This window comes from Balneolaceae bacterium (genome assembly GCA_034521495.1).
In the GTDB taxonomy this organism is placed as follows: domain Bacteria; phylum Bacteroidota; class Rhodothermia; order Balneolales; family Balneolaceae; genus Rhodohalobacter.
The window spans coordinates 331,660-355,557 of the sequence record JAXHMK010000009.1 but is presented as its reverse complement, the minus strand read 5'-3'; the positions used below and the strand labels follow the sequence as shown (position 1 = coordinate 355,557).

Genomic DNA, 23,898 nt, shown 5'->3' with positions numbered 1-23,898 from the left:
CTTCATTAATCTAATCGGCGCAACTTCCGTGTGGATACGAAACACGTTTACTCGTAACACAACTGGCGCAAGCGTCCGCTTGTGCCCCCCTGCCGTCTTATCAACATTCTTATGGGCCTCTCAGATCAATCATTCAATAAAAGATACTTGTAGCAATCCCTTTTGGCCAGTATAATCTGTGGCACTACTATATTTCCAACATTCCGCATGATCTACAAAACCTGCTTCAACCGGATTATTATGAAGATAATTTAACCGTTGATCCAACATCTCATTTGAGGATAATTCAACAGGCTGGCTGTGTTGCTGCCATAATTGCCAGTCATTATTATTTCTATTTTTTATTCCTGCCCGTTTCATCATCCAAACGATCCACTCCTTACGGCTTTCCTGCGGGTTGGTCAGAATCTCTTCTTTTAGCTTTCTTGAAGTAAAACTTTTAAAATCGCGAAGAATATTTTCCATTGGATCTTTCTTTGTACCCATTATCAAGTGTACATGGCTGGGCATAATGCACCAAGCATGCAGAAGCAATCCTTTTTCTTTTTGACAATAAGAGAGACTATCTACCAAAATATTTTGGTAAGCAGATCGGATAAAAAGATCAATCCAGTGTATCACGGCAAAACTTACAAAGTGTGGATAGGTCTGATCCCTGATTTTGTATTTTCGGCTCAATTTGTTCTATCGATATGTTCTGAATTGAATAGTAAAATTGATTACATATTATAGTCCGTTTGTGTAAAGTGCAAGAATAGATGTTTTATAAGGCACAAGCGGACGCTTGCGCCAGTTGTGGGGGAAGTAAACACTTTATCTTTACCACCAGAGTTCACCTGGAACTTTATCATTTTCTGATGAAGTTAAAGGCCACCGTGCAGACAAGAAAATCCAGAGAGATTGTGGAGGAAGTCATTCAGAATTTTCATCTGAAAAATTGAACTTCAATCTACTTTTCTACGAAAAAGCTACATTCTTTCGGTTGAAGAAAATACGTTTTCATGATTCATTCAATCCTGCTGATCGGTGCAACTTCCATTGGGATAAGGAATACGTTTACTTGTAACTCCTACAACATAGCCAGTACCTGTTTCAACATTTGAGATACCCTCTGGTAATGCAATTAAGTTGCGGTCAATATTTGGGAAGTCTACCCAATCTTCACCAGCCTGAGCCACATATAGTTCACAATCAAAAATATCTACAGTATCAAGATCTTTAGTGGCCAGTGCAATTTGATTGGGAAATATTGGGATATAGTAACCGGCTGCTCTTGAAATAGTATCGGCAATGATTGGAATGGACTTGTTTACTGTAAAACCGGCTACGTTGTATCTAATTTTAAATCGAATCGATGCATCCGCCAGATTATCAATTTCCTCAATAACTAATCTGCCGGGATCTCCCGGTGTCGCAGGCGGAAAATAAACCGGGTCTTTGAACGTATCGGGAATCTCTACGGTAACGCTGCTTACCGCTCCATCAGAACGTTCAGCGGTTATCCTGTATGTACCCCTGGGTTCAATATTCTGTTTGGTCCAAAAATTATAGGCGTAAACATCCTCAGAATACTGAAAAAGAGAATCCTTTAAAATACTGGATTCTCCATTCTCAAGATTTTCCATTTTTATTGTACCATCTATTCCCCCTCCTGTGGTATCTATCTCTTCCTGGAGATGTATTACGCGAACCCATTGTGTATCTGCTGAAGATTCCAGGTAGCCATAGATGGAATAGATAAACCGGTCATTCTCCTTTACAGGATCGAGCGTATCATCACAACTATTCAAGCTGAACAAAGCTATAAACAGTAGAGAAATAGCCAACAGTAATTTATTTGAGCGAATAATCTTTTTCATTTAAAACTCCATTTTAAGAGATCCATAGGGAGCAAATGGCAGTTGGTCGATCCTACGCTGCGTAAATACATCGTAATAAAAAAGATTCACCCGGTTGTAAGTATTGATAGCTCCAGCCTGGGCAATCAGTGATCCAAAGTCAAATTCGAATTCCCTTTCAAGAGATATATCCAACCTGTGATAGGTAGGCGTTCGTCCTTCAAACGGCCTGTCTAAAATAACCCTGGGCGTCCCGTAATCCGTTCGAATATTTGGCAGTCCCTCTTCAAACATAAAAATTCCGTCATTACCCATTTGACGGGTAAAGGGTAATCCGGTTCCCATTTGCCAGCGAATGCCGAGGGTATATTTTCCAAAAAATACGGAGGCCATCGAATTGATTTGATGGCGCCTGTCGTGCCCAGGGTGATAGGATTGAACGGGACTGCCAAACCATTCATTGAAATTTTCTTGTGCCGAGCGATATTTCGTCCAGGAGTACCCATATCCCAAGAATGCATAAAACCACCTGTGATTATATTCCAGACGCAGATCTGCTCCCCAAATATCTCCATTAGCAAAATCGATCTCTGTAGTAAATTCGGCAATGGTGCTCCACACCGACACCGGAATATTTTGTAATTTTTTGTGATAACCTTCTGCCGAGATCTGAAAACCATTACCAAACTTCTGTTGCCAGCCAGCCAATGTATGAATGGCCTCCATTCTCTCATCATTCGGAGTAGGCAACCACGCTATAAATGCAGATCCAGCATCTCTTAAATCAGAGATTCCTGCAATTGCCTGGCGGTAAATCCCCACAGATGCATTGAATTCCTGGTTTTCACTTTCAAATGGCTGCCATGTAAATCGAAATCTCGGTTCAATACTTGGGCTGTACGTATTGGCATAAAATGAGAGGGAAGCGCCGGGACGTATCGTAATTTTATCACCAAACGGAATAGTTGCTTCCGTGTAAGCACCTACTCCAAGCAAAATATCTGTTTCGCTCTGTGGGATCTGGAACAGTTCTTCAATATTGTAGTTGATCCACTTCATGTGAGAATTCACACCATAATTTAATTTTACATCCCCCACATTTTGATTTATATCCAGGTCTAAACTAAACTTAGTGAGACCCGACGATAGGTTCGTCTCTGCAGTGCCGCCCATTTTATTTGATAAGTGGGAAAGACCAAAATTAAAATCAACAAATGTGTTCGACTCCGGTGGCAGGTGGGTACATTTTCCACCAATCACGAAATTGGACCAGCTAAAACTATTACCCTTCTCAAAATCGAGCTTGCCCCTGTCATATGTTCTCATAGCCATTGCCGAACAGCGGGTTCCATCATCGTTAAATCGGGTTAATTTCAAAAACTGACTGTCAAACCGAAGCGGTTGAGTTTCTCCAGGAATAGATCGCTTGTACGTTCAATTTGCGAACTTCTGACAGATGCAATCCATGATGCATTTCCACCCTCACCCAGGGGCCCCTCCATTTGGATTTCAGCAAGAAACGGACTGATTGAAACGTTACTATTCAAGTTGCTTACATCACCATCTCTCATCTGAACATCTAAAACCGAGGATATTCTGCCGCTGTATTTCGGACTAAATCCGCCTGCATAGAAATCGGCATTTGCCAAAAGGTTTTCCGGAAATGCCGAGAAGAAACCTACGATATGAAATGGTTGATAGATCGTTAATCCGTCTATTAAAACCAGATTTTCTGATGGAGTTCCCCCGCGCACAAAAAGCTGCCCGCCCCTGTCTCCTGCCGAAACCACACCCGGCAGTGCCTGCAAGTAGCTGGCCATATCACCGCTGCCGGCCGGTGTAACAACCCGTGTCAAATCTACCGCAGATACCCTTTGATGGCCACCTGTTATATTCGCCGCTTCACTTTCTACTGATACAACCAGTTCATCAAGCTGTGCATTGTCTACACGCATAGGAACACTATATGTAATCGTTTCATCCCCACTTTCGATTTGTAATGTATCCAGAGACGTTAAATATCCAACATAGCTGATCCTGATTTGATACTCTCCGGGACGGATATTTTGCAATCTATATAGTCCATTTCTATCGGTTACCGTACCCTTTACCTGTTCATTTTCCTGATTCAAGAGCAGGACATTGGCCCCCACAATCGTCTGTCCATTTGATGCATCTGTGATAATTCCTCTAACTGTAACAGATTGAGAGTAAAGTTCGGATGGGATTGCAAATATTAAAATCAAGATAACGTTACCGAATCCCTTTAAAAAATAGTCTTCTTTATTTCTAAATATATTAGAAAAGATAACTGGAATATACTTTATCACCATTTTTATTTATCGGATCAATCCTTTGTAGAATACATGTACAAAATTCACTTGATGGGTAACTATTCAATATTTTTTGATAAAAAAAAAGCCACCTTACACAAGGTGGCTTTATTTTTAAAGTATAGAACTTAAGGTTGTAATGTGGCTGTTTTCTGTATTTGAGCACCCTCTACACCACAACACTGAAATACAATGTCAAAGAATATTTCATCTGTGTCGAAATCGTAGCTACCACCCACATCCAGGATTATGGTTTCAAAACCTTCCTCATGTGCATTTGGAGCGCCTAATATATCACCGCCAGCAGTTACATTAAATGCATAGGCAACATCAACGCTAAAAATATCCCCGCCATCAGCAGCTATTTTATTAGTTACATATAAGTATGGACTTCCATCAACAATTATCGGGTTATCAGGTTTTGTGATTTCCAGAGTACCCTCAAAGTCCCCAAATGATGTTACAGCAGAATAATCGTAAGTGCCCACTGTTGCCTCACCCAAACCATTGATAACATAGGTTCTTTCGAGACCTATATCACCACGGCCAATTGTAAGAGATTCTCCGCTTTCAGTTGTTGCACTCTGAAGTGTAAACGTCAGATTTCTGGCAGTTCCAAGTGCAGCTTCAATAGGGAAATCAAGAGTAATTGAGCCCGTATCAAGGCTTGTTGATTCAGAATCGTACTCTATGGTTACTGTACCGGGTGATCCTTCAGTAAAAACATAGTCTTCACCTTCTACAGCATCGCCACTGATAGAGTACTCAACAGTCACATTTTCTTCCTGTGTCTGCCCAAGCTGAAACACTACTTCGAGTGATCCACCAGCAGCTACATGTTGACCTTCCGTACTAATGGTAACAAAGGAAGGTGCAGTCATATCCTCGTAAGAGATAGGTTCATTCACATTCTCACACCCCAGTATAAGTAGCGTGAGAACTGATAACGCAACTATTATTTTATAAATTTTCATAGTCTTATATCTAAAAGTTTATAATTAGTTCTCAAACCACATTGGGGTATCCAAAATCGGATCCTGTGGTGTATTTGGGTTTGATGAAATTTCGTCCGGTGGATAAGGGAAACGACGGATTATACCACCTAAATCAGCGTTCTGTGCTACATCCAGATTCGGGAACTTCGTACGTTTCCATTGGCTCCAGTTTTCCGGTGCGCGATCCCATACCTCAATATATTGTTGGGTATGTATGGCTTCTAAGGCCTGATCTTCGCTGGAAAATGCACCTGGCAAATTCGCTATGTAATCGTCCTTTTCCGCATCTGATATGCCATCAGACTGACCCGTTCGTGAATTCAATACCGTATAAGGAGCCAGAAAATCGAGTGATGCTCTTACACCTTCAATATAAGCATCGTAAGCACCGGGCAGATCACCTGTGGTTGCAAGAAATTCCGCTTCGTAAAACAGAACTTCTGATGCAGTAAGTATTCGGTTAGGCCAGTCTCTCCGAATAATATTCTGACTAATCATACTTGTATCATCTCCATAATCAGAAACTCCGGCAGTTTGTCCCACATATTCTGTGCTTTCAAATGTTTCCCCGCCATCGAAGGTTGGGTAGGCAAAATATGTTTCCCTTCTGGGATCTTCGAGATCGTTCATGATATTTACAAGAGTCTCGCCTGCAAAAATGAAGTTATTCCCGTTACCGGCATCCGTAAAACCACCAAACAGATTATTTAATACCCAAACATTATGAGCATTATCATTCGAGTCGAAAAACGGAATGGATGCTTCATCGGCATTTGTTCGGATCAATTCAGCACTGTTCAGCAATGAGCTAATCTCACTATCAACTGATGGATCTTGATTTCGCAAAAACATATAGGTTCTTAGCTTCAATGAATTCGCAAATTTAGTCCACTGCATCATATCTCCGCCATAGATCAAATCACCATCTCCAACAGCTTCTTCACCAAGCTGAATTTGGCCAATGGCTTCGTCCAGCATTGTAACAACGCCCCGGAGCACCGTTTCCTGATCATCGAATGCCGGCTCAGGAAATTCGTCTGGATCAAGAGCTTGAGTAAATGGAACGTCTTCCCACATCATTGTTAATGAGAAGAACAGATAGGCTTGCATGATTTTAGCCTGGGCAGCTACATTTGGCCTTGTTGGTTCCTGATTTTCAGCTGCTTGAATCATCAGCGTAAGGTTCCTGGAACTTGTACCATACCAGTTGCTCCAGGTATTCCCTGTGGAAAATGGACTAATGGTATATCTATCTGGGTTAATAAATACCCCCGCAGAACCGTTTGGTGCCCATGCATTTATAAAAAATGCGTTTGAGGGCATAATCTCAATTGCCCGGTTAGCAGCAACATTTGCCAATACTGTTGGGAACAACAGATCTGGCGATACCGAAGTTGCGGCATTTGGATCTGTATTTATATCCAAATAATCTTCGCAACTTGTCAGCGCAAACAGTAGCGCTGTCAATAAAATTAGTGTTTTAGATAATTTCATAATAATCAGCAATTTGTTGGATTAAAATCTTAGTTGGACGTTCGCACCAAAAGATCTGGTAGAAGGTAACACGTTCCATTCAATACCCTGTCCGTTAGAAGCAGAACCAAACAGGCCTGTTTCCGGATCGATATGAGGAACTTCGCTATAGAGTAAAAACAGATTTCTACCTTCAACACCTACGGAGAGGCTGCTCAATGGAGTATTTTCAATCCATCTTCTGGGCAGATCGTATTCAATTTTAACCTCTCTGAGCTTCACATAAGTAGAACTGAATGTGTTTCCTTCATGTACACTTGCACTGGAATAGTTATTCCAAAAAGCTTCCACATCCTGTACCGGAGTTGTGTTTTGGCTAAAGCTTCCATCTGCATTTTCAACCAGGCCATCTATGATAAAGGTGCCGCCTCTGTTTTCGAGGGTCTCTTTAGCCACTCCTGCTCTTCTGAGAGAACCAACAGTTTGTGAAAAAAGAACACCACCCTCTCTGTAGTCTAACAGGAAGCTAAAATTCAATCCTTTGTAACTAAATTGATTATTCATGCTGAGCCTGTAATCAGGATCAATTTTACCAAGACGTGTTTCCCCGCCTGTACGAATTAACCCTGTATCGGGGTTGATAATCAGTTCACCTGAATCTTCATCGCGCAGGAAGCCCGGCCCATACAATCCTAATGGTTTCCCGGGTTCAGCACGAACCTGTAACCCATTAAATGCGCTTTGAATCACAATCTCTTCCACGCCAGGTGCAAGGGACTCTACAATGTTATTGTTCGTTGTAAAGTTTACCGTTGCAACATAATTGAATGTTCTTGTCCGGATAGGATTCAGATTCACCGACAACTCAATTCCTTTATTGGATACTTCTCCAATATTGGTTCTCAAAGCTGCAAAACCTGTTGTTTCAGGTGTTGGGATCGAGATAATTTGATCCTCTGTCCTCACATCGTAGTATGTAAAGTCGAATCCAAATCTACCATCAAAGAACTGCAACTCTGCACCCACTTCAAATGATTTCTGCAACTGAGGTTTCAGATTCTGTGGCGGCAGTGTAGCTGTTGCATTAAACCCGGTTCTTCCTCCATACGGGAATGTAGCACCAGTACCGTATTGCCCAAAAATTGAAGATACAGGGAAATACCTAAAGTCCAACTGATAGGGATCTTCATCACTACCTACCTGGGCATAATTGGCACGCAATTTACCGTAAGAAAGAATGTCACCTGCAACATCAAACGCTTCCGTAAAAACGAAACTTGTATTTATTGATGGGTAGAAAAATGAGTTATTATCTTCAGGAAGTGTTGAAGACCAGTCATTTCTACCAGTGGCGTTTAGGAACAGATAATTTTTATAACCGAATGTTGCATCTGCAAATACACCAAATAATCTTCGTTCGCTAAAAAAGTTTGAAGGATTATTTGAAGATGCATTCGCAAAGTTTAACAGTCCAGGTACATCAAGAGTTGACGCTGTATTATTTAAAATACTTTGTTCACGTGTATTCAGGTTATAACCAACAACTCCCTGGAAAGAGATATCTTCGTTAATATCTCTGTTAACTTCTGCCATAAGATCAATATTGATCTGTTCTTCCTGGATAATATCAAGCGAAAAATCACCATCATCACGGCCAAGCGTTCCGACAGCATTTTGTCGTTGTCGCTCTTCAGTATAATAGTCTAAACCAGCTCTTGCTGTGAGTGAAAGCCACTCAAGCGGTGAATAACGTGCTTGTGCATTTCCGAACACTCTTTTAATAGAGTTCTTAAAAGGATTCTCATTAACAATCCAGTATGGGTTGTTGGTTTGTGAAGAGAGCGCGCGCTGAGTGCCATCTTCATTCTTATAATCCTTTAGTTCTCCAGCAAGGTCTGTTGTTCTGGGCAGTGTATTGATCAACGAAGTAAGTACGTTCGGATCATTTCCGCCAGCTACAGCTCTACCGGTTGTAGAATAATCAGTATAAGTTCCGGACAATCGGACAGTAAGATCTTCAGTCATCTTTCTGCCTGTATTTACAGTAACAGCTGTCCTGTCAAGCCTGTTATTAGGAACAATACCACTTTGATCTGTTTTCGTTACACCTACTCTTAAATCAGAAACCTCATCAGCGTTAGAAAATGAGATGCTGTTAATAGCCGTCAAATCACTTCTGTAAAAATCCTCGACATTGTCAGGATATGCCTGAAGTGTAACTTCTTCGCCCCGGATGTTTTCAACCTGCTGGCCATCGATTCTTGGTCCCCATCCGTTCAGGCTGTTACTATCGTATTTACCATTATCGCCCTGCGCATACTCATTTTGAAAATCAGGTAAGCGCAACGGGGAAGATGTTCGAACACTTGAATTAACAGTTACCGACTGGCCGGTCTGTGCAGAACCTCGTTTAGTAGTAATCAAAATTACACCATTTTTAGCACGCTGGCCGTACAGAGCGGCAGAGGCAGCACCTTTTAAAACGGTTACACTTTCAATATCATCTGAATTAATGTCTCCGCCCCTGTTTCCAACGTCAACAGCGCCGGTTAACCTGTCCTGACTTGTATTTCCAACAATGTTGGAGTTAGAAATTGGAACACCGTCAACAACAAACAAAGGTTGATTGCTACCAGAAAGTGATGAAATACCACGAATAGTAATACGGGTAGAAGAACCAATATTACCCGATTGTCCTTGAACCTGAACTCCCGGCACTTTACCGGCTAAAGCATCTACAAAGTTAGTTTCTCTGGCTTTGGATACTTCTTCTCCTGTTACCGTTGATATTGAATAGGCAACGGATCTTGATTGACGTTCAATTTGTTGGCCGGTAATAATAATTTCATCCAGTCCGACTAAATCCTGCACGAGTTGGATATCTACAGTATTGGTACCGGCTGATATATCAACATTTAATTCTTGTCGTACATATCCGATAAAAGATACTGTTACAGTATATTCTCCAAGGGGTATATTCTGAATGCTATATACACCATCAAGATCTGTACCTCCACCTCGATCAAGATCTGGAATAAATAAATTAACTCCCGGAATTTCTTCACCGGTTCTTGAATCTGTTACTGTACCTGTCAATGTACCTGTCTGAGCATAAGCAGAAGACACAAAGAACATGCAAAGCAACCATGTACTTAGTAGCTTATAATTCATATAAGACCTCATTTATTGTTTTGGTTAAGTAATAAAAGCAGATGTACCCAAGAAGATAAGCATTTCAAATCTCAGAAGAGTTGTAGCGATTTTTTTACGCCTGTAATGTTTTGGTTATTGTCCTTCGAAAGCACTTGCTTACTTCAAAGCCTACATTCATACTTGATAGATTAATTTAGTACTTGAATGAACTCATTTCAACTTAATAATATTCTTTTCTAATACATCATAACAAAACCTAAAACACACTTAATATTGATTATCATTCCATAATTTTTTAAAAAAAAGTGTAGTTAAGATTAAAAAAAATAAGTGTTTTGCTATATTTTTAAGAAATGCTCTCCTCAACCCTGCCAGTTGCGCTATTGGCGAAAACAAAATTAACGACTAAAATTTTTGAGATGAGATGATCAAGACTCGTGCGATTTTAATTGTATTTCAGGAAAAAGCTAAACTTTATAAGTTTCTATCTCTAACGTATTAAAACGTCCACAAAACGAAGAGCATTAAAAGCCAAATCCCTGTTTTGAGGGGCCCGCAGCAATTGCCCATTCCTATATGGATAGAGCCTGTAGATGACAAACACGCTCTCTTTCCCAAATTCCGGAGGCGATACCACAATCTCATCCTGTTCCCGCATTTGATGATTGGCTTTATGATATCCATACATACCACTGGATAGTAGAAAAAGATAGGTTTGATTCAATTCAGGACGGTTATCGCTTCCGGACAAACGTGATGAATTTCTCTGCCTTATATAAATAGTATCTTTAGGAATCTCACCTTTCAATAATTCGGTGACTTCTATAGTAAGTGTTACATCAAATCCGTCGTCATCATACTCTTCAGGATAAAATCTCCGTTACGGATCCAACAACTGCTACATCTGAAAGTAGTGATTGTTCATCAAAAGGGCGGACATCTGCCGTGATTGCATGGACCACATCCACTCCATTTTGTTGAAGCTTATAGTAGTGTGCAGGCTTTACACCACTCAACAATAGCACCATTGAGAAAAAATTGGCGTTATCTTCGTAATAATCACTCGTCCTGTTTTCCACTTTGTTTGCAAGCTCATTCTGAAGGATATTTTTCATTACTAAAAAATCATCCTCCCAACCAATGGCACGCATATAATCATCGTGTGCTATTCCTATACGCTGCGACATTGCTTTGCCCGAACTGCCTATGAACAAAACGGGCACCATTAAAACAAAAAGTATTATAGCTGAACATGATCTTCTTAAAGGTTTCATTTTCTGAGTTTGATGGAAAATTGCCAAATAAACGTGTTTACCGGTTAAATAATATATTTATAGAAGGCTTTGCAAAACTCTGACCGTCATCCTGAACTTTCCCATCGGGATCCCTCCGGGGGATTCAGGATCTCCAAATACAGGCTATAAAGACGAATGGAGAATCTGAATCGAGTTCAGATTGACCAATAACCACGGTTTTGCAAAGCCTCCTTATAGGAATGAATAAAAATAATAAATCATTTCCGGGTTCTGTTTAAGCGGTCTTCAATCATTTTGTTCATCTATTATTTAAAAATTCAGAACGAACTGATATTGGTATCTGTTCGTAAAAACAGTTAGAAAATTGACCACTACAACGAATCAGATTTTATGAAAATGAGTAAGAATATTGTTTTAATTGGCGGAAGTACCGGAATTGGGTTAAAACTTGCAGAACTGTTAAAAGAGAACCATTCAGTAACCATCATTTCCAGGAATAATCCCGGACTTGATGGCGTAACCCATCACCAGGCAGATATTACAAAAGACGAACTTCCTGACCTGGATGAACCCATTCAAGGATTTGTTTACCTGCCGGGATCCATCAATCTCAAGCCCTTTAAAATGCTCCGAGAGGAAAATTTTAAAGACGATTTTGAAATTAACTTCCTTGGTGCTGTGAAAGCAATAAAAAAATATGAGGATAATTTGAAGGAATCTAATGGAGCTTCCGTTGTAATGTTTTCTACAGTTGCAGTTCAGCAGGGGCTCTCTTTTCATGCGTCCATCTCAGCCGCAAAAGGTGCTGTTGAAGGTTTTGTACGCTCCATGGCCGCTGAATATGCTCCAAATATTCGTTTTAACGCAATTGCCCCGTCTATTGTAGATACTCCGCTGGCAAAAAATCTGCTGCGAAATGATAAACAGAGAGAGCGATCAGAAGAGAGGCATCCTCTCAAAAGAATTGGAAAACCGAAAGATATTGCAGAAGCTGCTAAATATTTACTGTCTGATGAATCGGACTGGATGACAGGCCAGATTTTACACCTGGATGGCGGACTCTCCTCAATCAAACAGATGTAGCCATGAGGATGATCAGCAAACAGGATATTAAACAGATGAATGAGATCTACCGGTTACATTTTATAAACAGTGTAACCGGGTTTAAATCAGCCAGTCTTATCGGGACTAAATCACGAAATGGAATCACAAATGTTGCCGTTTTCAGCAGCGTAACTCACCTGGGATCCAATCCCCCGCTGGCTGGTTTTTTTGTAAAGCCCGGGGATGATCCACCAGATACGTTCAACAATATCCTGCAAACAAAGAGCTACACTATCAACCATATTTCATCCCTCCAGGCAAAAGGTGCTCATCAAACCTCAGCCCGGTATCCATCAAACAGATCAGAATTTTCAGAGGTTGGATTTAAAGAGGAATATTCTGGAACAGTGTATGCACCTTACGTTTCTGAATCTTCAGTAAAGATCGGATTGGAATATCAAGATCACTATAAAATTCTTATTAATGATACTGTTTTAATTGTAGGAGAGATTGTTGAGATAGGAGTACCCGATCAATTTGTTGAACCTGACGGGCATATTGATCTGAACAAAGCGAAAACTATGACGATCAGCGGGTTGGACGCCTATCACAAACCAGAAAAGCCACAACGATTCGGTTACGCTAAACTATCAGGTGAAGAATAAATTTAAAAAACACCGGACTCTCTTTAAAATCTATAGATCACGCCTTTACCGGTTTAAGGTCTTTCAAGCGTCCGTAGGTTAATCGGTAAATGCGTTTTAGATCATTTTTTAACAATTCTCGGAATTGTGGTGGGAAGGCGTACCAGTACCTCATAATTCAGGTTATTTGTCATCTCTCCGAAGGATGCCACCGTAATTTCATCCTCTCCTTGTTGACCGATCAGTACAACTTCATCCCCCTTCATGACTCCATCGATATGAGTCACATTGATGGTTATCATATTCATGTTGACCAGCCCCACAACTCCGGCCCGCGTTCCGTGGATAAGTACATACCCGGCATTGGTCAGATTTCGTCCAAAACCGTGCGTGTACCCAATGGGAACCGTTGCGATCTTCATTTTCCGCCCGGCCAGGTACACATTTCCATATCCTATAAAATCACCACTGTCAACCCACTTAATATTCATCACCTCACTCTTCCAGCACATCACACGTTTTAACGGATCTTCACCCTGCTCCAGGTCAAGGGATTTCATAACATGCATATAGTTTTCACGGCTGGGCCAATAACCATATTGGGCAATACCGATGCGGGCCATATCATAATGCATATCCGGTTGCGATAAATATGCAGCAGAGCTTGCTGCATGGACAGGCGGGAGTTCACCTAAAATATCTTGGGCAAGTTTTATAGCCTTTTTTAATTGCTTGTTCTGGTGCTCAATTCGATAGTAATTGGCCACACTTTCCGCCCCGGCGTAATGCGTGCAAATTCCCTCGATCGTTATGTTTTTTTTATTTTTTTGAACCGTCTCAAACAGATACTTCCAGGTTGTTTCTTCAAAACCGGTTCTGTTCATGCCGGTTTCTATCTGGAGATGAATCCGTGCTTTTTTCTGCATTTTTTCAGCACTGCTGATTGCCGCTTTCAGCCGATCCAGTTCAAAAACATAGAACTCTACATCATTTTCAATTGCCCACTCCAGTTCATCATCACGGATCATCCCCATAATCATGATATTCGTATCAGGGGAAGTTTGTGTCTTTTTAGCTATTAAGGCTTCATTGGCACTAAAAACGGAAAAGTGATCCATTCCGGATGTCTCGGCCATTGGCAAAAAGTTAGTAATGCCGTGCCCGTATGCATTACCCTTAATTACGGATGAGAGTTTTATGGAGTTATTCGCTCGATTTTTTAAGAAACGGATATTGTTTTTAAGGGCGCCTTCGTCCAGTTCAATTACGGAAGGCTGGAGAAATGATGATTTCATAAAAAACTACAGAACTTAAATGTGTGGTGATCAAAACGACCCGGAGAGCAAACCTGCTATGAGAATTCACAAAATGGGACTGCATCCAAAAAAACTACAATGATCGGTAATAGTCAACTATTCCTTTAAACATTGCTATTCCCGATGGAATCAGCTCATCATTAAAATCGTATTTTTCTGAATGTAACGGTGGTCTATCCTTACCGGCACCTAAACCAAAAATGGCAATTGGAAATTGTTGCCCAAACTCCCCAAAATCTTCACTCCAGGGAAATGGAGTTTGCATCTCGTGGAAATTTAAACCTTCTCTTTTACTAACCATTTTTACAATCTCTGCCCCCTCCCTGCTATTAACGGTTGTTCGAAATGGTTCAACTTTTTCAACGGATATTTCTCCGTCGAATTCATCTTTTTTTTCTTTGATGATTTCAAGGAGTAATTTTATGCCCGTATCTAATTTTTCGTCTGATGCAGATCGAATCGTAAACCCCACTTTTGCTTTTCCCGGGCTAATTCCAAACGCTCGCTCTCCCATATTTATATACGTACAAATAATTTTATTGCTTTCAGCTTCATCCCGAAATACCTGCATATCCTGCTCAACATTTTGAACCAGGCTTGCCACAGTCGCTGCCGGATTCAGTCCGCGTTCGGGATAAGCAGCATGGCTGAATCTGCCCAGGATAGAAATATCCAGACCCACGGAGCCCGCAGCAAATGGTCCCGGTTTCGAAATGATACTTTTTTCAGGAAATCCGGGCAGATTATGAAGAGCAAAGCCATGGTCGATCTCCAATTTTTTAAATCGTTCATCATCAAGCACTCTGGCTGCCCCCTCGCCCGTTTCTTCCGAGGGCTGAAATAGTAAATACACATCAACATTATCCGGACGGTTTTTGTGCAATTCTTTTGCCAAACCAATTAGAATTGTCATGTGTCCATCATGGCCGCACCCGTGCATAGCATTTTTAATCTTCGATTGATAGGGTAGATTCGTCTCCTCTTGTACGGATATAGCATCCAGTTCAGCTCTGAAAAGAAGCTTCTTCGTTGGTTTGTTTGAAGAACAACTACATTTTGCCAGCACCCCATATCCGCCAATGTTATTATAAATCTCATCGGCACCAATGGTTTGCAGTTCTTGTGTGATTCGTTCAGCAGTCATCTTTTCTTTCCCGGAAATTTCAGGATTTTGATGAATCTCTTTCCGAAGATGAATAAGGTCTGATTGCATTCTTTTTTATAACATATTTAAATTATGGTTCACTAAGTTCAAAGGAGGGCTTATCAATTCCAAACCTTATTTCGCAAAATCAGGTTGAGTACAATTTTTTCAATAATAAAAAAACTGTTTTTAATAATTGCATCAATTAAACAGCACATCTCATATTAAAATTTTCGGGATTTCCAGTACCCTGGTTTTCTTTTGAAATGCATTACTGCATAAATCTGGCATTCATTTTTCTGCTCATCTACATGATAAATAATCCCAAATGGGAATCTTTTCAGCGAGCATCTTCGATAGCTTTTTTTAATCGAATGCCATGCGGTTGGAACTTGGATAATTCTTGAAACAGCTTCTTCTAATTCCTGTCTGAAATCTATTCCAAGCTGAGTGTGAATCTCTGTATAGTGAATCGTTGCTCGTTGTGCTTCCTGTTTAGCTTCAGGGTGGAATACAACTCTCATTCTTTATCAGTAATCTCTCTTAGACTTTTGAAAACTTCCTCAGCAGGAATGAGTTTCACCTTGCCTTTCCGATATTCTTCCATACGTGTCTCTACCTCTTGGAACCAGGCTTTTTCCACGTTTGGATCAGAAGTATTTAAAGTTTTTAAAATATGATCCGCAATTTTTGCCCGTTGATCTACCGGCAAATCAGAAATTTCATCGATCAGCTGTTTGGTTTTCATCTGGATTTTATTGATTTACTGATTTTCACTAAAATAATGATAAAAATACCTAAACAATACTACACTGGAATAATATCATCATCGGAAATTTTTTTTATTCCAATTTACCCAACATCAATTGCAATACCTGGCCAACATATTTACCAACAGAACTACAAAAATTCAGTAAATATCACCAAGTAAAATTCTTGGATCGGGATACCGCTCGCGTGCTCGAATCAGATTTTTTTTAGCAACAACGCCGGGCATGTCCGGTTCACCCGGATCTTCAATACAGAGTTGATAGTGAAGATGTGTAGGCCAATTTCCGTTTTCAGATTCCTCTCCCAGCCAGCCTATCACATCACCCGTCTTAAACTTTTCTCCTTTAATATGCCTCTCCAGGCTCTTTTTGGAAAGGTGACCATGCAATGCGTACAATTCCTGGCCCTCAATGATATGTTTCAGGATTAGAGTACCGCCGTAGTTGCCCTCGTCGTTTTGAAATTTGGAATAAGCGACCTCTCCATCAAGAACAGCATACACAGGTTCGCCGGCTTCAGCCCAAATATCAATTCCCATGTGGATATCCCGGCCGTCTGCATAGCGGGGAGCATTGTACATAATGGCTCTTCTTTCCAGGTAACCGCCTACGGCCCAGCCGCCTGATTTAATAAATGCGGTCATAGAATCGCGATCAAATTCAGAGGTGAGATCGAGTTCAGTGTACTCATCAGGCAGATCCATAACCGGATGAGTTTCCATCTCTTTAACCGCCGATTTTATTATACTTTCGAAATCAACTGAGGGCAGTTCTGCCAGGTCCATATTCTGTCAATCTGTTACTTTCTTCTCTATATAATCGGAACTCATCAACCCGAGAGCCCCCATGTATTTAAGCTTAAACCGTATCATATCCCCCACCTTATAGTCCTTGGGGTTTGAGCCCACATCAAGAACAAGCATATCCGAACTGGCATCAGAAATGGTAATATTGTCATCCACAGGTATCAGATAATTGGGTTGAATATCTAAAACACCAATGTCTATTATTGCCCTGTAAGATGTTTTTCCAACATCATCTTCAGAAATTTCGGCGGTTTCGCCCTGAGGATTAACTCCCAGTTCACCCATGGGTACTTTTGGTTTTTCTGAAAGCTCAATAATTTGTGTATAGAGTTCCAAAACTTGATCGCTCATCCCTTTTATCACACCATCTGTAAACAGGTTTTTACCAAAAAACAGAGCTTCGCCTACACGAAAATGGTTAATACCTGTTGGTAACTGATTCCTCAATAATAGCGGAATTGTAACTGTGGTTCCGCCGGATACTAACGGGATTTTTTTCTTAAACCGAAGCTCAATAATCTGTTTATAGAGTGCAAGCTGTATCAGTTTATCGCCGTCGGGCAGTACACCATGCAGGCAATTCAGATTGGTACCGAGACCTATCACTTCAACTCCCGGCAAGCGAAATATTTTCTCATAAAAATTGATCAGATCATCCCGCATAACTCCTTCACGCAGGTCTCCCATCTCAATCATAATAATTACTTTGTGGATCTTATCCTGGCGTTCTGCCTCCTCGGAAAGTTCATGTAGTGTTGCCAGCTCCGTATTCAGGCTGATATCTGCATATTTTACAACATCACGAACAATATCTTTCGGCGGCGGTTTGATGTAGATCGTTACCGTTTCCGGGTCAAGCTTCTTAATTACTTTCAAATTACTCACCCTGGAATCGTGAACTTCACCGATTCCAAGATCGATCACCTCTTTGAGGAAGGCCTTGTTCCCACAAAATAGCTTGGTGGTAATTCCCCATTTGATGCTGTTTTCTTTAAACAGCTCATCCAGGAAGTGGAAATTATGCAGCAACTCCTCTCTGTATAATTTTAAATAAGCCATATTGGATTTATGATTTCAGGATACCGGCTTATGGTTTTTTTATTCATTTAATTTGAATTAAATACTCTTCTTAACCTTGATGAGGCAAGAATGAGGCTCGTGCTCCACCAGGTTAACAGGACGAAGCACTATTTTATAATTTTACGGTTTATACTGATAGGTTTTTGCTTCATTTTTTTAATCTCATCTCAAGATATTTGTTGGTAAAACCAACTTTCTCATATAAAAATTTTGCCGGGTTGTCAGGTTCTACATGCAGGGCAATATCTCCGGTGGTAGCTTCAATAACTCGTTTCATCAGTTCTTTTCCCACTCCCTGGCCTCGTGCTTGTTTATGAACTGCAATGTATACAAGAATATTCTCAGGTATATATTCACTCATATTGGTGCGATTAATAATTACGGTCCCCAATATTTCGTCTTCCTCGCTGGCAATTAATATAAATCCGTCCTGGCCGGGACGATCCCCATAGGCATATCCGATACATTTTAAAATAGCCGACTTTGAGTCGCCATACTCATCTAAATGTTTATAGAGAAATTCTGCGATATCATCTCTCGAAAATCCTGTGGGATTTTCTTCGTCGGATTGGCTGATCTCATATGTTATCATTATTACTTCAATTTTTAATATTAAGCCTGCTCTTCATCCGGAAACAACAGCGATACAATTACAAAAATAAATGCTGATGCTGAGATGCCAAAAACATTTGGATCTAATCCGTAAGGTAAGGCTATTTGAGCAAATTCTATGGTAATATCATTCCAAAATATCAGGCTAAACCCTTCCCAGGACAGCACCGGGTGTCCCACTGTGAGATAAACAGTAGTTGTACCCCCCAGTAACATAGCTGAAATTGCGCCGGCACTACTGCTTTTCTTCCAATATAATGCCCCAACTATTGGCACAAAAAGCCCGGAAACCATAAATGCATACGAATAGAGCATTAAATTCAGAACACTCTGCATTGAACTTGCCAGCAGGAGTGCTCCTGCCCCAATAATGAGTGTTGTAATCTGTGAAAAACGTAAAAACTTTGGGCTCTCATGATCAACCTTTCTGAAATAACCAATAATATCTGAAACAACATTTCCTGAAGATGCCATGAGACAACTGTCTGCGGTGGATAAAATAGCCGAAAAATAGGCCGACATCATTATACCCATCAGGCCAACCGGAAGAACGGTACGCAGCAGCATTGGCAAACCGGTTTCCGGGTCGGTGTCTGATATATCGGCCGCACCAAGATATTCAAACATTCCCTGTGAAGCCGCAACCTTGGCAAAAAGCCCTAATAAAACACCCATAAAAGCCATTACCGGCCATTCAAACAAGCCGGCCAGGTACCATGCCCGTTTTGCAGTTTTCTCATCCTTGCAAGCATAAATTCTCTGGTAAAGTGTCATACCAACAAACCAGATGGGAATAATTGTTGCCCCCCAGTAGACAACCTGCTGCCATGTTATATTCCCCAACGACAGCATTTCCGGGTCAACCGCTGCCGTAACTTCGCTCCATCCGCCCACTGCATTGTAGGAAACGGGAATCCCAATAAATACCAGCCCAAGCATTAAAATGCTCCATTGTATTGTATCTGTATAAATAACAGCTTTTAGCCCGCCCAGAACGGTGTAAAGAACAGCTACCGTTCCCATTATAAATAGAGCCGTTTGTAAGTCGAGATTGGCAAAGGTACCATTGGCAAGTTTTGCACCCGCCAAAATTTGTGAACTGGTAAAGCCGGCATAACCGATAGCTGAAATAATTCCCGCAATCAGTGCTACCCTGGCATTAAAAAAGTGCTTAAAAACTTCAGGAAAGGTGTAAGCTTTATCAAATGCCCGGTTTCCCTTCACTTTAGGAATGAGAAATACAGTTGCCATCCATGCACCAATCAGCCCCGTAAAAAGCATCCACGAACCGGCAAGTCCCATTGTAAAACCAAGTCCGCCAAGGCCAATAGAAAATCCTCCTCCAACATCCGTTGCAACTACGGAAAGCCCAATATGCAGGCTGTTCATATTTCGCCCGCCCACATAGTAATCGTCTCCTCCCTTATTGTGCTGGAAAAAGTAGTACCCGAATCCAAGCAGTCCTACGATATATACTACAAACAGTGCGAGATCTATATAATGCATGAATTAGTGCAGGGGTCGTTGAAATATAGCCTGAAAGTTGCTCGTAGGTTTCTGTTTCGTTTCTACTTCCGTTTTCTTTGTCAATGAAAGGTACAAGCTTCATCAGCAAGCATCAAACAAAAACAATGACCGTTTGCATTCAAAAAAAGGCATATATAATCCTTGATTATCTGAATATCAGAGGGCTTTGCAAAACCGTGGTTATTGGTCAATCTGAACTCGATTCAGATTCTCCATTCGCCTTTATAGCCAGTATCTGGAGATCCTGAATCAAGTTCAGGATGACGGGCAGAGTTTTGCAAAGCCTTCTATCAATCCCTAAAATCCGCAAGCAATACATAAAAAGAGCCAAAAAAGCGGCTGAATGTTGTTGATTCAGGCTTTTTTGGCTCGAATAATTTCACTTATTTAGGTGAGACAAATCAAACTAAAGAAGTGAGATATGCATATTACAAAATCATCGGATAAGATAACACCATTTGGCGGATTAGATTTTTGTTTGGAAAGTTTTCATACGTGCGGGCTGGCGGGATTGATTGACCGGCACCTCGGCCCGAGAGGTCAAACGGCCGGGTTTTCCTACAGCGATATTGTTGCCAACCTCATGAGCGTATTGTTTACCGGCGGGGACTGCGCCGAGGATTTAGGCCGAGCACCTGCGCGAGCCCCTCCACCGCACGCGGGGCCTCTCGCCGTGCAGCCCCGACACGCTGCTTCGTGGGGTCAAGCAGCTGGCCTGCGACTCCCGCCAGCTTACTCATCCAACCAGCGGTGTGAACCACACGTTCAACATCAATGAGCCGCTAAACGAATTGTTGGTGAAAGCCTTGCGGACCACCGGACAACTCAGCAACCGGCGCTGCTATACTCTGGACTATGACAACAAGGTTATTGAAACCGAGAAATGGGATGCGGCGCGAACCTATAAAAAATGTCACGGCTACCAGCCGGGGGTTGCCAGCATTGACGGCATGCCGGTAACCATCGAGGGGCGCAACGGCAACAGCCAGGCGAGCTTTGCCCAGCACGAAACCCTCGACCGACTGTTCGAACGGCTGAATGCTCATGATGTGAGCATTGGCCGCTTTCGGGCCGATTCAGCTTCCTATCAACAGGACGTCGTTGATCTGGTGCAACCCCATACCAACCAGTTCTACATCCGGGCCAAACGCTCGGCGGAGATGCTCCGACAGATTGGGGCGCTCGATCAGGACGACTGGAGGTCGGTGAAGCTGAACTGGCAGCCGATGGATGTGGCCGAGCTGGCCGACTGGCGGCCCTTTGACGGGCAAACCTCCTATCGGCTGATCGTCAGCCGCATCAAACGAGACGACCAGCAGGGCGATCTGTTCAGCGAGTCTGCCTACACCTACCGGGCCATTCTAACCAACGATCGTGAGAGCTCCCCGGAGGAAATTGTTGCCTTCTACAACAAACGAGGAGCCAGTGAGCGGGTCTTTGATGTGATGGGCAACGATTTTAGCTGGTCACGGCTGCCCTGCTCGTTCCTCTCGCAGAACACGGCCTTTATGATTCTCACGGCCATCATCGCCAACTTCTATCGTTACATCCTCAGCCTCTACTCGAAGCGCATCCCTTGGCTGAAGGCCACCTACCGGCTTAAAAAGTTTATCTTTCGATTCATTAGCGTTCCCGCCAAGTGGATTCGCTCAGGCAGGCAGAATATCCTTAAACTCTACACCGGTAAGGGCTACGAGCTGCTTCTGGAGTAGCAAACCACCCCGTCACCTCCACTGACGCTATTCGTTAATCCAAATTTGTGGCAGAGGTGTGTCCATGAGTAAAAAAATACAGCAAAATAGGCATCCGTTAGCGGTCAACAGTGGTAAAAAAACAGCAAAGAATCACGGGAAATCTACAAATACGATAGTATTGTCAATCAAATTTTAGAAAATGAGTACTGTTATTGTACTATCTTATGCAAATGAAATCCTTGCGGATTTGAGGCAATCATCAAAAATACAAATATTAATTTTTTTTAAAATAAATTGTCAAAAATTCCATAGTTTTCTATACTCTCTCTTTAAAAAGGGATCTTATTACAGCAACAACAAAATTGTTGGCATTTATTTTAATGTGCAACGATACAACAACTACACTTGAAAACTCGGGTTTAATCATACAATCATGAGATCAATTTTGGCAACTCAACAGATATTTGATTGGGTATGAAAAACAAGGACCGTAATTTTATTTGGAGGCCCGTATCATTAGATTTTCTTACTTCTAATTTTAAAACTTCTGATGCAAGGCTATACGGTCCCATTCTGGGCTGGATTTTAATTATTGTGGCTTCGTTGCTAATTACCGCCAACCTGATGCAGCAGCAGTGGCTCACACTTACATCAGACAGAGTTGAGATCATCAATTTCTTTCTGCTGAATCCCGCCTTAATTATCGGAATGCTTTTGCTGTTTTGGTTCGGATTTGAATGGGGATTTATACCCGTGTATCTGTGTACGTTCATCGTGGCATATATGTCCGACATTACCGTACTGTGGGCGTCTCTGATCGGTATGTCTTTTATTTTTGGGATGGGTTTCTTTGCCCTTGCATACCACAGTATTCGAATTCCTTACACGCTGCGAAGCATTAAGAGCATTGCGGCGTTTGTGGTGATCTCTTTCATTGCGGCACTGGCCAGTTCCATGGGGTCTTTTATCTGGAGCTTTTTCCTTCAGCTTTCTGCACAAGACACCTTGATTGTCTGGAAAAGCTGGTGGACCGGTATTTTCTTTCAATCCATTCTTATTTTAGGGCCTCTCCTGTTTGTTCTCTCTCCCTGGATTGAACGGAAAAAAAATCAATATTTCGATCTTCCTACACGAAAAGAAATTTCACCAAAATGGATTTATGGTTCTGTAATTAGTGTAGCACTTACCCTGGCACTCTTTATCTTTTCAGGATATATGCTGGGCCGATCCAATGTTCGCGAAACCGTTGGCGGCAGTGACATGGTGATGGTTACAGACATCATGGGGTCACTCGAAGCATTTGAAATTATCACATGGACATCCATAGGGTTGATTCTTGTAACCGGCTATGCCGCAATCTATCTCCTGCACAGCTGGAATGAAAATCTGCGAGAACAGGTAGAAGAGAGAACGGCCGACCTTCTTGAGAGTCGCGAAGAACTGAAAGTTTCGCTCAAAGAGAAAGATATCCTTTTCAAAGAGATTCAGCACCGTGTTAAAAATAACCTGGCCCAGGTACACGGTATGCTTGAACTGCAAGAAACCATGAGTGAAGACAAAGATGTTGCAGATCTGCTGAAGATCTCAAAATCCAGGATTCGTACAATGTCTCTTGCACATGAAGCACTCTATAACAATGAGAATTTTTCGAAGATCAGCCTCAAAGAATATATCGAAAACATTGCGGAGGTTACCCACCGATCATTCCAGGACGGAAATAAAGGTATAATCCTAACCTACGAAGTAGACGACATTCACCTGGATATGGCGAAGGCAATTCCTCTTGGATTGATGATTAGCGAAATTCTTATCAACGCACATAAACATGCCTTTAATGAGAGAGATGATGGCGAGATCAAAATATTATCAAACTTAAATGATGACAAAATGCTGATGAAGATCAGTGACAACGGATCAGGTATTCCAAAGGATATTGATCTGAAGAAAAGCAACTCTTTGGGCATGACACTTGTCAACAATTTTACAGATCAATTAAAAGGCGATTTGACCATCAATAGCAACAGCAATGGAACTCGATTTGAGTTCTCCATACCACTCGAATCAATCATCAGCGATTGATAAAATTGGCAGTGCTATTATGCCTCCAATGAAAAACATAAAAGATCCGCTCCCATCCTTCGAGGAATTCAACAACAACTTCAATCCTTCCTAAGGGAAACCAACACTTTTTAATATCTGAATGATTATTTGGT

At 41.5% G+C, this 23,898-nt stretch carries 21 protein-coding genes; 4 read left to right on the top strand and 17 right to left on the bottom strand.

What is annotated here, in order from left to right:
• Nucleotides 1-129: 129 nt before the first annotated feature.
• From U5K72_06525 to U5K72_06485, 9 genes are all read right to left on the bottom strand, one after another.
• On the bottom strand, nt 130-621 hold the full coding sequence (locus U5K72_06525) for a transposase (protein ID MDZ7718459.1): 492 nt from the start codon (nt 619-621) through the stop codon (nt 130-132).
• 389 nt (nt 622-1,010) lie between these two features.
• Nucleotides 1,011-1,859, bottom strand: coding sequence for a hypothetical protein (locus U5K72_06520; protein MDZ7718458.1), 849 nt, complete (start codon nt 1,857-1,859; stop codon nt 1,011-1,013).
• Nucleotides 1,860-3,170, bottom strand: a complete 1,311-nt coding sequence (locus U5K72_06515) for a hypothetical protein (protein MDZ7718457.1) — start codon at nt 3,168-3,170, stop codon at nt 1,860-1,862.
• A 41-nt stretch (nt 3,171-3,211) separates the two neighbouring features.
• Nucleotides 3,212-4,084, bottom strand: a complete 873-nt coding sequence (locus U5K72_06510) for a TonB-dependent receptor (protein ID MDZ7718456.1) — start codon at nt 4,082-4,084, stop codon at nt 3,212-3,214.
• A 215-nt stretch (nt 4,085-4,299) separates the two neighbouring features.
• A complete protein-coding gene (locus U5K72_06505) occupies nt 4,300-5,145 on the bottom strand; it encodes a hypothetical protein (GenBank protein ID MDZ7718455.1) in 846 nt (281 codons plus the stop codon).
• A 24-nt stretch (nt 5,146-5,169) separates the two neighbouring features.
• Nucleotides 5,170-6,660 (bottom strand): SusD/RagB family nutrient-binding outer membrane lipoprotein, encoded by a 1,491-nt coding sequence (locus tag U5K72_06500; GenBank protein ID MDZ7718454.1) that lies wholly within the window; start codon nt 6,658-6,660, stop codon nt 5,170-5,172.
• 21 nt (nt 6,661-6,681) lie between these two features.
• The gene (locus U5K72_06495; protein ID MDZ7718453.1) at nt 6,682-9,810 is read right to left on the bottom strand and encodes a SusC/RagA family TonB-linked outer membrane protein; all 3,129 of its coding nucleotides are present in this window, start codon (nt 9,808-9,810) and stop codon (nt 6,682-6,684) included.
• 472 nt (nt 9,811-10,282) lie between these two features.
• Complete coding sequence (locus tag U5K72_06490) at nt 10,283-10,543, bottom strand: hypothetical protein (protein ID MDZ7718452.1); 261 nt, start codon at nt 10,541-10,543, stop codon at nt 10,283-10,285.
• Nucleotides 10,544-10,655: 112 nt separating this feature from the next.
• Nucleotides 10,656-10,979 carry a hypothetical protein gene (locus tag U5K72_06485; GenBank protein MDZ7718451.1) on the bottom strand — a complete coding sequence of 108 codons (324 nt, stop codon included), beginning with the start codon at nt 10,977-10,979 and terminating at the stop codon, nt 10,656-10,658.
• Between the two features lie 465 nt (nt 10,980-11,444).
• Between U5K72_06485 and U5K72_06480 the strand changes: the two genes are divergently transcribed.
• Both U5K72_06480 and U5K72_06475 read left to right on the top strand, forming a co-directional pair.
• Nucleotides 11,445-12,131 (top strand): SDR family oxidoreductase, encoded by a 687-nt coding sequence (locus tag U5K72_06480; protein MDZ7718450.1) that lies wholly within the window; start codon nt 11,445-11,447, stop codon nt 12,129-12,131.
• Nucleotides 12,132-12,139: 8 nt separating this feature from the next.
• Nucleotides 12,140-12,757: a flavin reductase gene (locus tag U5K72_06475; GenBank protein MDZ7718449.1), complete on the top strand. Its 618-nt coding sequence runs from the start codon at nt 12,140-12,142 to the stop codon at nt 12,755-12,757.
• Nucleotides 12,758-12,858: 101 nt separating this feature from the next.
• On the opposite strand, the gene alr is transcribed toward U5K72_06475, so the two are convergent.
• From alr to U5K72_06435, 8 genes are all read right to left on the bottom strand, one after another.
• Nucleotides 12,859-14,031, bottom strand: a complete 1,173-nt coding sequence (alr, locus tag U5K72_06470; protein MDZ7718448.1) for an alanine racemase — start codon at nt 14,029-14,031, stop codon at nt 12,859-12,861.
• A 94-nt stretch (nt 14,032-14,125) separates the two neighbouring features.
• Nucleotides 14,126-15,265, bottom strand: a complete 1,140-nt coding sequence (locus tag U5K72_06465) for an amidohydrolase (protein ID MDZ7718447.1) — start codon at nt 15,263-15,265, stop codon at nt 14,126-14,128.
• Between the two features lie 155 nt (nt 15,266-15,420).
• The gene (locus tag U5K72_06460; protein ID MDZ7718446.1) at nt 15,421-15,720 is read right to left on the bottom strand and encodes a type II toxin-antitoxin system RelE/ParE family toxin; all 300 of its coding nucleotides are present in this window, start codon (nt 15,718-15,720) and stop codon (nt 15,421-15,423) included.
• Nucleotides 15,717-15,944: an addiction module protein gene (locus U5K72_06455; GenBank protein ID MDZ7718445.1), complete on the bottom strand. Its 228-nt coding sequence runs from the start codon at nt 15,942-15,944 to the stop codon at nt 15,717-15,719. Before U5K72_06455 ends, U5K72_06460 begins: the two co-directional genes overlap by 4 nt.
• Nucleotides 15,945-16,106: 162 nt before the next feature.
• The gene (locus tag U5K72_06450) at nt 16,107-16,751 is read right to left on the bottom strand and encodes a peptidoglycan DD-metalloendopeptidase family protein (GenBank protein ID MDZ7718444.1); all 645 of its coding nucleotides are present in this window, start codon (nt 16,749-16,751) and stop codon (nt 16,107-16,109) included.
• Between the two features lie 6 nt (nt 16,752-16,757).
• Nucleotides 16,758-17,831 (bottom strand): alanine/ornithine racemase family PLP-dependent enzyme, encoded by a 1,074-nt coding sequence (locus U5K72_06445; protein MDZ7718443.1) that lies wholly within the window; start codon nt 17,829-17,831, stop codon nt 16,758-16,760.
• Between the two features lie 169 nt (nt 17,832-18,000).
• Nucleotides 18,001-18,444 carry a GNAT family N-acetyltransferase gene (locus U5K72_06440; protein MDZ7718442.1) on the bottom strand — a complete coding sequence of 148 codons (444 nt, stop codon included), beginning with the start codon at nt 18,442-18,444 and terminating at the stop codon, nt 18,001-18,003.
• A gap of 20 nt (nt 18,445-18,464) precedes the next feature.
• Nucleotides 18,465-19,970: a sodium:solute symporter family protein gene (locus tag U5K72_06435; protein ID MDZ7718441.1), complete on the bottom strand. Its 1,506-nt coding sequence runs from the start codon at nt 19,968-19,970 to the stop codon at nt 18,465-18,467.
• Between the two features lie 656 nt (nt 19,971-20,626).
• Between U5K72_06435 and U5K72_06430 the strand changes: the two genes are divergently transcribed.
• Nucleotides 20,627-21,703 carry an IS1380 family transposase gene (locus tag U5K72_06430; GenBank protein ID MDZ7718440.1) on the top strand — a complete coding sequence of 359 codons (1,077 nt, stop codon included), beginning with the start codon at nt 20,627-20,629 and terminating at the stop codon, nt 21,701-21,703.
• Nucleotides 21,704-22,159: 456 nt separating this feature from the next.
• Entirely contained in the window at nt 22,160-23,764 is a 1,605-nt protein-coding gene (locus U5K72_06425) for a histidine kinase dimerization/phosphoacceptor domain -containing protein (protein ID MDZ7718439.1), read from the top strand.
• The last annotated feature ends 134 nt before the right edge of the window (nt 23,765-23,898 follow it).

What these genes read in the sequence shown, in the direction of transcription:
- U5K72_06520 (MDZ7718458.1), bottom strand. Translation starts at nt 1,859, where the DNA reads ATGAAAAAGATTATTCGCTCAAATAAATTACTGTTGGCTATTTCTCTA.
- U5K72_06515 (MDZ7718457.1), bottom strand. Translation starts at nt 3,170, where the DNA reads ATGGCTATGAGAACATATGACAGGGGCAAGCTCGATTTTGAGAAGGGT.
- U5K72_06505 (MDZ7718455.1), bottom strand. Translation starts at nt 5,145, where the DNA reads ATGAAAATTTATAAAATAATAGTTGCGTTATCAGTTCTCACGCTACTT.
- U5K72_06500 (MDZ7718454.1), bottom strand. Translation starts at nt 6,660, where the DNA reads ATGAAATTATCTAAAACACTAATTTTATTGACAGCGCTACTGTTTGCG.
- U5K72_06495 (MDZ7718453.1), bottom strand. Translation starts at nt 9,810, where the DNA reads ATGAATTATAAGCTACTAAGTACATGGTTGCTTTGCATGTTCTTTGTG.
- U5K72_06485 (MDZ7718451.1), bottom strand. Translation starts at nt 10,979, where the DNA reads ATGTCGCAGCGTATAGGAATAGCACACGATGATTATATGCGTGCCATT.
- U5K72_06480 (MDZ7718450.1), top strand. Translation starts at nt 11,445, where the DNA reads ATGAGTAAGAATATTGTTTTAATTGGCGGAAGTACCGGAATTGGGTTA.
- U5K72_06475 (MDZ7718449.1), top strand. Translation starts at nt 12,140, where the DNA reads ATGATCAGCAAACAGGATATTAAACAGATGAATGAGATCTACCGGTTA.
- alr (MDZ7718448.1), bottom strand. Translation starts at nt 14,031, where the DNA reads ATGAAATCATCATTTCTCCAGCCTTCCGTAATTGAACTGGACGAAGGC.
- U5K72_06465 (MDZ7718447.1), bottom strand. Translation starts at nt 15,265, where the DNA reads ATGCAATCAGACCTTATTCATCTTCGGAAAGAGATTCATCAAAATCCT.
- U5K72_06460 (MDZ7718446.1), bottom strand. Translation starts at nt 15,720, where the DNA reads ATGAGAGTTGTATTCCACCCTGAAGCTAAACAGGAAGCACAACGAGCA.
- U5K72_06455 (MDZ7718445.1), bottom strand. Translation starts at nt 15,944, where the DNA reads ATGAAAACCAAACAGCTGATCGATGAAATTTCTGATTTGCCGGTAGAT.
- U5K72_06450 (MDZ7718444.1), bottom strand. Translation starts at nt 16,751, where the DNA reads ATGGACCTGGCAGAACTGCCCTCAGTTGATTTCGAAAGTATAATAAAA.
- U5K72_06445 (MDZ7718443.1), bottom strand. Translation starts at nt 17,831, where the DNA reads ATGGCTTATTTAAAATTATACAGAGAGGAGTTGCTGCATAATTTCCAC.
- U5K72_06440 (MDZ7718442.1), bottom strand. Translation starts at nt 18,444, where the DNA reads ATGATAACATATGAGATCAGCCAATCCGACGAAGAAAATCCCACAGGA.
- U5K72_06435 (MDZ7718441.1), bottom strand. Translation starts at nt 19,970, where the DNA reads ATGCATTATATAGATCTCGCACTGTTTGTAGTATATATCGTAGGACTG.
- U5K72_06425 (MDZ7718439.1), top strand. Translation starts at nt 22,160, where the DNA reads ATGAAAAACAAGGACCGTAATTTTATTTGGAGGCCCGTATCATTAGAT.